Annotated in this window: 12 protein-coding genes; 3 read left to right on the top strand and 9 right to left on the bottom strand. The window is 43.8% G+C overall.

Annotated features, from left to right (window positions below; genetic code table 11):
- Window positions 1-40: 40 nt before the first annotated feature.
- Window positions 41-1888, bottom strand: coding sequence for a Sec-dependent nitrous-oxide reductase (gene nosZ, locus NSQ43_RS03400; RefSeq protein ID WP_339254778.1), 1848 nt, complete (start codon window positions 1886-1888; stop codon window positions 41-43).
- Window positions 1889-1942: 54 nt separating this feature from the next.
- Window positions 1943-2371 carry a c-type cytochrome gene (locus tag NSQ43_RS03395; RefSeq protein WP_339253018.1) on the bottom strand — a complete coding sequence of 143 codons (429 nt, stop codon included), beginning with the start codon at window positions 2369-2371 and terminating at the stop codon, window positions 1943-1945.
- Between the two features lie 283 nt (window positions 2372-2654).
- Between NSQ43_RS03395 and NSQ43_RS03390 the strand changes: the two genes are divergently transcribed.
- Window positions 2655-3356 carry a response regulator transcription factor gene (locus tag NSQ43_RS03390; RefSeq protein ID WP_339253017.1) on the top strand — a complete coding sequence of 234 codons (702 nt, stop codon included), beginning with the start codon at window positions 2655-2657 and terminating at the stop codon, window positions 3354-3356.
- Entirely contained in the window at window positions 3353-4756 is a 1404-nt protein-coding gene (locus tag NSQ43_RS03385) for a HAMP domain-containing sensor histidine kinase (protein ID WP_339253015.1), read from the top strand. The genes NSQ43_RS03390 and NSQ43_RS03385 overlap by 4 nt, the downstream gene beginning before the upstream one ends.
- Here NSQ43_RS03385 and NSQ43_RS03380 read toward each other — a convergent pair.
- Entirely contained in the window at window positions 4753-4914 is a 162-nt protein-coding gene (locus tag NSQ43_RS03380; RefSeq protein WP_339253014.1) for a hypothetical protein, read from the bottom strand. The genes NSQ43_RS03385 and NSQ43_RS03380 overlap by 4 nt on opposite strands.
- A gap of 118 nt (window positions 4915-5032) precedes the next feature.
- Here NSQ43_RS03380 and NSQ43_RS03375 point away from each other — a divergent pair, with 118 nt between their 5' ends.
- Window positions 5033-5575 carry a hypothetical protein gene (locus tag NSQ43_RS03375; RefSeq protein ID WP_339253012.1) on the top strand — a complete coding sequence of 181 codons (543 nt, stop codon included), beginning with the start codon at window positions 5033-5035 and terminating at the stop codon, window positions 5573-5575.
- A gap of 35 nt (window positions 5576-5610) precedes the next feature.
- Here the strand turns inward: NSQ43_RS03375 and NSQ43_RS03370 are convergent, their stop codons facing one another.
- From NSQ43_RS03370 to NSQ43_RS03345, 6 genes are all read right to left on the bottom strand, one after another.
- On the bottom strand, window positions 5611-5952 hold the full coding sequence (locus tag NSQ43_RS03370; RefSeq protein WP_339253010.1) for a DUF86 domain-containing protein: 342 nt from the start codon (window positions 5950-5952) through the stop codon (window positions 5611-5613).
- Window positions 5945-6247 (bottom strand): nucleotidyltransferase family protein, encoded by a 303-nt coding sequence (locus NSQ43_RS03365; protein ID WP_339253008.1) that lies wholly within the window; start codon window positions 6245-6247, stop codon window positions 5945-5947. The genes NSQ43_RS03370 and NSQ43_RS03365 overlap by 8 nt, the downstream gene beginning before the upstream one ends.
- Window positions 6248-6374: 127 nt before the next feature.
- The gene (locus NSQ43_RS03360; RefSeq protein WP_339253006.1) at window positions 6375-6980 is read right to left on the bottom strand and encodes an alpha/beta hydrolase; all 606 of its coding nucleotides are present in this window, start codon (window positions 6978-6980) and stop codon (window positions 6375-6377) included.
- A gap of 105 nt (window positions 6981-7085) precedes the next feature.
- Window positions 7086-8276, bottom strand: coding sequence for a DUF3238 domain-containing protein (locus tag NSQ43_RS03355; protein ID WP_339253004.1), 1191 nt, complete (start codon window positions 8274-8276; stop codon window positions 7086-7088).
- Window positions 8277-8465: 189 nt separating this feature from the next.
- On the bottom strand, window positions 8466-10124 hold the full coding sequence (locus tag NSQ43_RS03350) for an ABC-F family ATP-binding cassette domain-containing protein (RefSeq protein ID WP_339253002.1): 1659 nt from the start codon (window positions 10122-10124) through the stop codon (window positions 8466-8468).
- 264 nt (window positions 10125-10388) lie between these two features.
- Window positions 10389-10613 (bottom strand): hypothetical protein, encoded by a 225-nt coding sequence (locus NSQ43_RS03345; RefSeq protein WP_339253000.1) that lies wholly within the window; start codon window positions 10611-10613, stop codon window positions 10389-10391.
- Between the last annotated feature and the right edge of the window lie 7 nt (window positions 10614-10620).

Here is a 10620-nt window from a genome sequence, read left to right as displayed (position 1 = left end):
AGGTGAGAGGCATAAGCTCCCACCTCCTTCTGTACCGCTCTTATTTTGGTTCAACCAATAAATATCCGCTCATTTCCTGATGGAGCGCTGAACAGAAGTTAGTACAGTAGATCGGATAGACGCCTGGTTTATCAGCCACGAATTCCAATGTACTTGTTTGACCCGGCTGAACTTCGAAGTTCAAGTCGTAGTCGTTAATACCGAATCCATGCGTAATATCTTGGTCAAGGTCGATATTTGTCAAATGGAAGTATACGCGATCTCCTTCTTTTACAGTGACGGCATCAGGACGCTCTGATTTCGCGTCGAAGATGAATTTCGATCTCATTGCAATTCCGTATACATGAACTTCATTGCCAATACGCTCAATTCTTGTGTCATCCTGTTTCCAAACTGAATTCTTTCGGTCTTCCTCTTTTGGATAAATCTTGATCGTATTGATCTTATCCCGGTGGATGATTTGGGCATAGTGCGGCTCTGGGTCTACCGGAACAGCCATCATATGCTCCATCTTATCTCCCGAAATATCGTAAAGGTCCATTGATTCAGGGTGAGATGGCCCAACGGATAGGAAATTGTCTTTCGCAATCATATTCAATGCAACGAGCCATTTACCGTCTGGTGAAACCGTATCCCCTTCAGTTGCAGTAGCATGACCAGGTGAGAAGTAAGTCGGCGCACGGTCGATGACTTCCCCTGTTTCGATATTCCATTTAACAACTTCAGAAGAGATGAACATTGTGTTAAATGCATTTCCACGATCATCGAATTGTGTATGAAGAGGTCCTAAGGCACCTGGAGGATCCACTTCACGTTCCATTACATCTTCATAAGCAAGTACTGGAATTCCGAATTGCTCATCCGTGAATTCACCTTTTTCAATTGCATCAAAAGCCTTTTGGAATGAAAACACCGTCATCATCGGCGCAAGTTTACCTGATGCGATGAAACGTGTACCGTCAGGCGTCACGTCGACACCATGCGGAGATTTTGCAACAGGTACTGCGAAGATTGCACCTTTATGCTTTCGTGGGTCAATCATCTTGGCACCATTCACATCATCGTAATTCCCTGCTGACACTTCTTCCTCAAGCTTCTTCCAGTTGAAGAGAACAATATAATCTCGGTCATTTTGTGAGGCATTGATTTCCAAGTTTGTTGTAGCGAATTCGGAGTTATATGTTGTCATGACAATCCAATCGCTCGACATTTTCTTACCTGCATCCGATAAATCGTATGACCAAGGTGGAAGGACAATCTGGTAAGCCAATTCAAATTTCTTCTTCTCCTGGTCAAATGTAGTCATCGAGACAACGCCTTTATACTCTGTTTCGTATTGATCAAGATCTGCAAACTTTCCATCTAAAGGACGTGCAAATCGTGTTGGCAAAGCAATGTACTCCGTATTTTCAGTGACAAAAACACCAGCGTGAGGTCCACCCATATTCGGTAATGACATGATGTCTACAGTATGGAAAGTACTCAAGTCAACAGCAGCGACCCGATTGTTCCCTACGTCATTTGCAAAGAGGAATTTCCCGTCATATTCGCCCGCTGTTTCTGATATAGCAGGGTGGTGGAAGTCCCCCCATGTGTAGCCACCTAACATCTCTTTAGACTTTTCATCATATCCGTATCCTGTCGCCGGATCTGGCGTGAATACAGGAACCGTTCTGATTTTACGCATTGACGGTAGACCGTAAACGAATAATTGTCCCGAGTGTCCACCTGAGGTCATCATGTAGTACTCGTCTTTTTCTCCGTATGGTACATACACTTTCTCAGCTTTCGATTTGTTCTCGCCCGCATTTTGATCCGTCTTATTGAAGTCTGCAAAAAACACAAAAGCAACTAAGAGGCCGGCCGCTATTCCAACGATAGCGGACATGATTCGATTCGTAAGTGCTTTATTCAATGGGTTCAATGTTGTTCACCTCAATTTTTATTGTTCTGAAGCTTTCTTCAAAAAGTTAACGATTTCAGTACGTTCTTCATCTGACAATGGGTCGCCTGAAATTACACCCGACATAACCGCCGTCGTTGGTTCTTGTAAAAATGCATCCAAATCTTTTCCGTGTTTTCCTTCTATATTCATAAAGACATTAGAAAGATCCGGACCAGTTGTTCCACCTTCAAGCCCCATTGAACTTACCGCATGGCATGATAAACAGCTGTTGTTCATTAGAGCTTCCGCTTCTGCCGGAACCGAGGAAACATCCTCTTTAACGTCCGCCTTATCAGTGTTTTGCGATGTAGTGGATTGTACATTCGCCTGGTCCGTTCCGCCTTTTTCGCTTTGACCGAAGAACAAGTAGCCACCGCCAAAAGCTATGAGAAAAGCAATGATAAAGATGATTCCATTCGTCTTCATTTCCATCTTCCTCACTTTCTATTTTCAATAACATGTATTTACAATGCAACTTTAACACGGTGCGGTAAATCCTTCAATTCATTCTGGGCATTTCACATATCCTTCACAATTATCCCGGAATAACTTTGTAACAATTAATGAATTTATAAAGTATTTAATTCATACAGAATTGAATGACCACTCACTAAAACGGCGATATTCCACAAGCTTTTATAGTTTTTTGTTTTTAAAATACCTGTATAATTTCAAGTAACAAATGGTTTACGAAAAGAGGGGAATTTCAATGAAAATCCTTGTAATAGAAGATAACGAAAGTGTTTCTTCCATGATTGAGCTGTTTTTTGAAAAGGAAGGGATTGATGGAGAGTTTGTGAAAGATGGGTTGGAGGGATATGAACGGGCAAGCTCAGAAGATTGGGATTGCTTGATCATCGATTGGATGCTGCCAGGGATGGACGGGGTGTCGATTTGCAGGAAGCTTCGTCAGAGCAAGAGTCCAGTGCCGATTATTATGCTCACAGCAAAAGACAGTGAATCTGACCAAGTACTTGGCCTTGAGATGGGTGCCGATGATTATGTAACGAAACCATTCAGCCCCCTTGCCCTCATGGCACGCATCAAGGCCGTTACACGACGCTACACGGTCTCGAAAAAGCCCGAACAAGATGAAACAGTGTTAAAAACGGAACATTTTACAATAAATACGATGACCCGAGAAGTGTTGTTGGATGGCGAGCCTGTACCCAATCTGACGCCAAAAGAATTTGACCTACTACAGTTTTTCATCCAACATCCAAAACAAGTGTTTTCGCGTGAACAGCTGCTCGATCGTGTGTGGGGCTATGATTTTTACGGCGATGACCGGACAGTAGACGTGCATATTAAAAGGTTAAGATCAAAAGTGTCCAAGGCGAAACAACCATTTTTCCATACGGTTTGGGGCGTCGGCTACCGCTTTGACGAGACAATCGGTGATTCCGAATGAAGATCAAATACTTCTATCAACAATTAGTGAGTCATTTCAGCGTCATCATCATCGCGTTTTTAATCCTCAGTTTGCTGTTCTCGCATTTTGTAGAGCAGTTCGTTTACGACAATAAAACAGAGGAGCTTGCCACATACGGAAAATCGATTTTACGTGATATCGAGCAAGTCCAAGGCAGTTCAAGGGAAATATTGAAATCATACGGGCATGTGTTGGAAGGCCGGGATATCCAATACAGTTTGTTCAATGAAAAGTCCGCAATCATTTATTCCACCGGATTGGAGACTCCATTGATCGAATTAAATGTAGAAGAATGGCGAGAATTGCAAAACGGCAAGGCGATCACCGTGAAACAGGAATACAAACGATTCGAGCAGGACGTCACCTACGTCCTACTCCCCTACTTTCATCGGGATCATTTCGTCGGCGGTATTTTATTAACATCGCCCATCAAAGGCTCAAGGGAAATCATTTCGCAACTGAATAACTACTTGATCTACACGACGTTCATTGCACTATCCATCGCGTTATTGCTGAGTGGAATATTATCCACATTCCACGGTAGGCGAATCAAAAGGCTACGGAACGCAACCGCAAATGTTGCGCACGGGAATTACGATGTGAGGATACCGACAAAAGGTATCGATGAAATCGGCGAACTTGCAGGAGACTTCAACGGAATGGTCGAAAAGCTTGCGGCATCGGCGGAGGAAATCGAGAATTTAGAAAATCGGCGACGGCAATTTATGGCGGACGTTTCCCATGAATTACGGACACCCCTCACGACTATCCGAGGCATCATCGAAGGGTTGCGGAACGATATGATTTCGGAATCGGAAAAGGAACGCGGTCTTCAGCTTGCAAGCAATGAAACGATGCGGCTGATCCGTCTTGTGAATGAAAACCTGGACTATGAAAAAATCCGTTCCAATCAAGTAGTGCTTGAAAAGCAAGAAATTCAACTGAAGGAATTGTTGGAGATCATCAAGGAGCAACTTGAAGATACCGCGTTAGAACGTGGGGATAAAATAATTGTAGAAGTTTCGCAAGAAGTGACTGTTTTTGCAGATTACGATCGGCTCACACAGGTGTTGATCAATATCACGAAAAACAGCATTCAGTTCACGGAAGTCGGAGTGATCTATCTGCGGGGGTATACGCGGGATGATCGCACAGTTATTGAAATCGAGGATACAGGCATCGGAATGGACCCCTTAGAAATCGAGAACATTTGGGGCCGATTCTACAAGGCGATTGATTCACGGACGACAAATCCTTATGGCGAATTCGGGTTGGGGCTGTCGATTGTAAAACAGCTTGTCGCCTTGCACGGGGGGACGATTTCTGTGGAGAGCGCGAAAGGCGTAGGGACGACATTTCGGATTGAGTTGCCGGGTTAGTGGACCTTGGGCGCGGGGGGCACCTTCTTGAGCGCGGATTTAGATTCTTGGGCGTTGGGGACCCTTCTTGAGCGCTTTGACAGATTCTTGAGCGCAGTTACGGATTCTTGAGCGCTTTGGTGGATTCTTGAGCGCCCGAGCCCCTTTCTTGAGCGCAAAACACTCACTTCCTCCGACATTTAACCATAAAACCCGTATTTCTCCAATAACCATTGAATATAATTATTACTCTATGTTACGATTCAATGAATATATCTTAATCACCGAGGTGTTCGAATGAATTTCATCGCGTGGATCATCATAGCTTGTGAAATTGGATTCTGGGTCGTCATTGCTGCTGGATTAATCACCCGGTATATCTTCAACCGAAAACGGCTCGGCCTATTTTTCCTTGCCCTCACCCCTGTCCTGGACCTCTTTTTACTGATTGTTACAGCTAATGATTTATACAATGGTGCAACCGCCACACAGGTTCATGCACTTGCGGCGATTTACCTTGGAGTTTCAATCGCGTTCGGTAAAAGCATGATCCGCTGGGCGGATGAACGCTTTTTGTACTATATTCAAAAACAAGGAAAGAAACCTGTTCGAAGGGCGGGAATGGCCTACGCAAAGCACTCCATGAAGGGGTCACTGCAACATGTGCTGGCATTTATAATTGGAGGCGCGTTTTTAGCCGTCATGATTTACTGGATTGACGACCCGCAGAGAACCTCATCCCTTTTCGATATGCTAAGGCTGTGGCTGCTCATTTTAGGGATTGATTTCGTTCTTTCCATTTCGTATTTTATTTGGCCACGCCCTGAAAAAGCGAAATGATTATACACAAAAAGCCGAACCTTGATGGATCGGCTTTACGATTCCTTATTGATAATATCTAACAGTTGTGTTCTTAATTCTGGCAGTTTATTTTTCACGACATCCCAAAGTATTTGATAGTTAACAGAAAAGTATCCATGTATTAGCATATCCCTCATACCGGCCATCTTTCTCCACTCTATACCTGAGTGTGTACTTCTGAAAGGGGTCGGTAAATTTTTTACCGCCTCACCGATAACGAGAATATTTTTAATGACAGCGTCTACAACCAGATCATTATCCATAAATGATTCATAATCCATGCCGTTAGTGTACTTTATCACTTTAGTACAAGCCTCTATAATATCGTTTAAAAAGACATCAGTATCCCTAAGCATACATAATATTCTCCATTATATATGGTCGCAACCCCGGCTTTACATCATCATTGATAACTAAATCCACTGGCAGTGCAAAAGTGTCTTCCAAGAAAAACTTCAACTCCATATATCGATCAAACGTGATGGGCGTTCCTTTAAACTCAACAAGAATATCCATATCGCTTTTTACTGTCTGGTGGCCGCTGGCATACGAACCGAAAAGACCGATTCGTTTTACGCCGTACTTGGTTGAAAGCATAGGCAAATGATTGGAAAGCTCTTGTAAGATGAGGTCTTTTGATAACACAAGCATCTTCCTTCCATAGTTTCATTCCTACCTAAAGTATAACATAAAACCACATCTATCAGGCTATTCAGACAGTAGTCTTTAAACAAAAAACCGGACTTTAAACCGGCTTTTCATTATATCCTTCAAATCCTTAAAAGCTCTTCTGATACCAATCCGCAGCTGCTTCAACTTCCGTCCTTGTCAATGAATGGCCATTCATCTCCCAATGAACTTCCGTCTTCGCACCTGCACCAACAAGCAATTCATTTAGGTCAACCGTTTCCTGCGCTGGGCAAATCGGATCATTCTTTCCTGCGGTGATGAACACTGGAACCCCCGACAAATCAGGCAATTCTATTCCACGTCTTGGCACCATCGGATGATGTAAGATTGCACCTTTCAATGAATCGGCATAGTGGAACAGTAAGCTTCCCGCGATATTCGCACCGTTCGAGTAGCCGATTGCGACAATATTCGACCTGTCGAATCCATGCTCAAGGGCTGCTTCATCCAAGAACGTATGCAATTCATTCGTTCTGAAGATTAGGTCCTCCTCATCGAAAACGCCTTCCGATAGGCGGCGGAAAAAGCGTGGCATCCCGTTTTCAGACACATTACCTCGCACACTTAATACAGATGCGTCAGGGTCAATCATCCCTGCAAGTGGAATCAAATCCTGCTCCGTTCCACCAGTTCCATGTAATAAAAGCAGAGTCGGCTTTGATTTATTCGCCCCTAACTTGAAAATATGCTTCATCGTAAATCCTCCTTGATTTCATTTATCAAAAATCGAATGATCAATATTTTATCTTGAATTCAAGGTAATTATAACAAGGTATTATTCCGTTGTCAAAACTCTGAGTCACTCAAAATTCGTACAGCGCCAATAATGATAAGCGATTGCGTCCGACATGAAGGCCAGTCCCCTGCTTTCAACTTGAAGGATGGGACGCCATCTATCGCCACGTCCTTTCATCAAATAGATTTCATGGTGAGGCGCCGGGTCGAAGTAGCCCGACATATCGAAAGTGCCTTCCCTATTAAAATCGGCAGTCACCTCATAGTCAATTGAAGGAGCAGCGGCCAATGGATTTCCAATGCAATGCGTTAGGATAAAGCCACTTCCCCCTTTCTTACGATCGATTCGTTTCATTGTAATGCCATCCGCGGATGCTTTTGCTTTCTCCCTGAAGCGTTTCAAATGATCATATGAAATTGATGGGCCCACATCTTTCGTGAATCTCATCGGTTCTCCCTTTTCATCGTACGCAAGCTCGATATCCACACGCGTTCGAAACCCTTCCCCAATCGGATCAAAGCCACGTCCGTCCCCTTTAAAATAGTGATTAGGTGATAGTGGATTTGGGTTTCTTACCCATTCGTCAGCCAAGAATGTTGTATAGCGGAATCGCCATTGATCGATGGATTCCGGCTCCTGTTCCCGCTCATTCATCGGTCGCAGAATAGTATTCGGTTTTCCAATCAATTTGACTGTTGTAAACGTCTCGATGGCAGTTTCTTTTCTTGATGCAGTCAGTGCTCCAAAAACAATGGAAAGCACTGACTTTACAGAAGCATAACGCTCACCCGATTTACGAATTGGACGCCTTGAACGGATCAAATACACATATGATTGGTCGACATCAATATCTCGGTCAATAAACCGGTTCGCATTCACCATCGCCAAAAATTCCCCATTGCGATAAATCGCGTACTCTTCAACGTCATTGATCTCTTCCCAAGACAATACAATTTGCGTTCTTGCGACAATTGCGGTCACGACAAGCGACTGCAAAGGGTTTTCGACATTTTTCTCGGTCGCAAATGCGGAAGTTTGCATGGCAATTACATCGACCACTTGATTGTTTTCGACACGTTCTATTACATATTGATAAACCTTTCCCTGTTCAAGGTCACCATCCTGGAACTCAGGAGCGTCCCCTTCATAGAGATGCTTGCCGTCTTTGTATACATTGTAAAATCCACCAACGTCATTCCATGAGAATGAAATCATACCGGGTTGGTGTCTTACAGATTTTATTTCAAAAAGCATTCAGAATCGCCTCCTCTCTTTATGTTGGGGAATTTTATGGTTGTCTAAACATCGCGAATCTATTAATGCACAATGGGCCCTTCTTGGATAAGTGTGAAACCATGTTGTCTTACGCAGCAAGATGGTAGGCAAAATTCAGCACATAAAAAACCGCCTCAGAAACTCATCCTCAGCGGCTTTTTCCCCTATCTATTTTAACTCCCTTAATTTCCTACTAAGCTCATTAAATGTCCGATCCAAATCAGCATAAGCTGGACTCCCTAACTTCGCGATGCTTAGTTTCCCCAATACCGCCTGCAATTCAGTTTCAAGACGCATCCTCTCCTCAGCGGCTGACGGCTTGTTAGAGACAGCTTTTCTCTCCTCCCATTCGCATAACGTCATCGGCAATTTCCGGAGCCCCCCCTCTTCAAACAAAAGCAAGCCATCCGCCATCCTTTCCGTGAAATAGCGATCATGCGAAGCGAATAACAAAGTTCCCGGAAAGGTCGACAATGTCTTCTCCAACTGCTCCCTTGACGGCAAATCCAAATGGTTCGTCGGTTCATCCAGCAGCAACACATCCGTCCCTTCCCGGATAAACTCCATTAACTTTACTTTCACACGCTCCCCTTGGCTCAGTTTTCCAAGCGGCAACCCCCAATGTTTTTCGTTGAAACCAAGATTTGTCAATTGGATGCGTATCAAACCCTGTTCCTCAAATGTTTCGGCGTGGAAATAATTCGCCAACGTCACATCTTCTGGCAAATCCAACACCGCTTGGCTCATATACCCAATCGACATGCCTTTTGTCAGCCAAAGGTCTCCATCGAAATCCTCCTGCCCCATCATCATTCGGAAAAGCGTTGATTTTCCACTACCATTTTCGCCGACTAATGCAATCCGTTCACCCGCCTGGACAGTGAAAGACACATCAGCGAATAATTTCCGCCCACCAAATGCTTTACCTACTTCCTTCAGTTCAAGCACACGATGCCCTTTTTTCCGTCTTCCCTTCACATCGAATTCGACTGTATGTTCATCTTCGGGTCTCTCAATCCTATCTTTCTCAAGCTCAGCCTCAAGCCGCGTCCGTTTCGAACGGATTTGAACATCCTTCTTCTTCGCCTTCATCCGCCAATATTCTTTCGCACCACCCTTTTTCGTGGATTCCCTATGCGCTTTCTCCGACCACTCTCCAAGTTGCGTAATCTGCTCTTCCACCAAAGCAATCTTCCGTTGTTGTTGGTTGAAATGCTTTTCCTGTATTGCCCGTTGCATTTCCTTCTGATCACGGTATGCCGAATAATTTCCTTCATATACAGTTAGTTTTCCATGCTCAATTTCGAACACAACATCCGCCGTCCTGTCGATGAAATGCCTATCATGCGATACGATCATATAGGTCGCATTTCCTTCTTTGATAACCCTCACCAATTCATCCAGACTTCGAGCATCCAAATGATTTGTCGGCTCATCTAATAAAACAAGATCACTTTTTTCAGAAAGTGCCGCGGAAAGACGCATCTTCATCCGTTCACCACCACTCGCAGAAGAATAGTTAGCCTGCTTTGGCACATTCCATTTTGAGCGGTAGTAAGCTGCTTCCGTCAGCCCCCAATCCACATCGCCCTCATCCGCCTGTTCTTGCCTAAAGTAAGTGATGTTAGGCTTTTTCCCTATCCAATCAATCCCGCCTGCATTTGGCGTCAATTCCCCCGCAAGCAATGACAGCAACGTTGACTTCCCTGCCCCATTTGCTCCAACCACTGCAATGCATGCACCTGCAGTCAATTCCGCAGATACTTTATCCAAAATGACTGTCTCACCAATTGAGTACAACATATTACGAATCCTACCTACTAACATGATAGTTCCTCCCCATTTTTAGAGGGCATAAAAAAAACCCTCCGCGTAATAACGGAAGGATCAGTGGTACTATCCAATTTTAACATACCTCAAAAAGCCCCCTATGTTAGGGGATAAACAATACCGTTCATTTGAGGAATTGACGTAAAAATGGACAGACTAATCCTGTTTTCCGTTTGAATCAAACATTCATTTCGCGGAAATTCAAGATTAATTATCCATTGTCCACCCGTCAGCCCTTTCCTCTTTATTAAAATTAGTATACTATTCCGGGTTCGTCTTTGCCACAAATTTCGCCGCTATTTTCCGACCAGTCATTAATGATCCCGGAACAATAATAATGAGAATAATAATTCCAGTAACAATATCCGTTAGTGTCGTCGAAGAAAAAAACTGACTAACAATCCATTGAAATGCTTTGAAGTAAACCCAAAATGCCAACACCGAAAAAATGATGGATAACCCGTACATCCTTCTTGTCGTGCTCATTCCCACT

Source organism: Sporosarcina sp. FSL W8-0480 (assembly GCF_037963765.1).
Classification (GTDB): domain Bacteria; phylum Bacillota; class Bacilli; order Bacillales_A; family Planococcaceae; genus Sporosarcina.
Note: the sequence above shows the minus strand (reverse complement) of the source record. Positions and strands in the feature narration are given on the sequence as shown.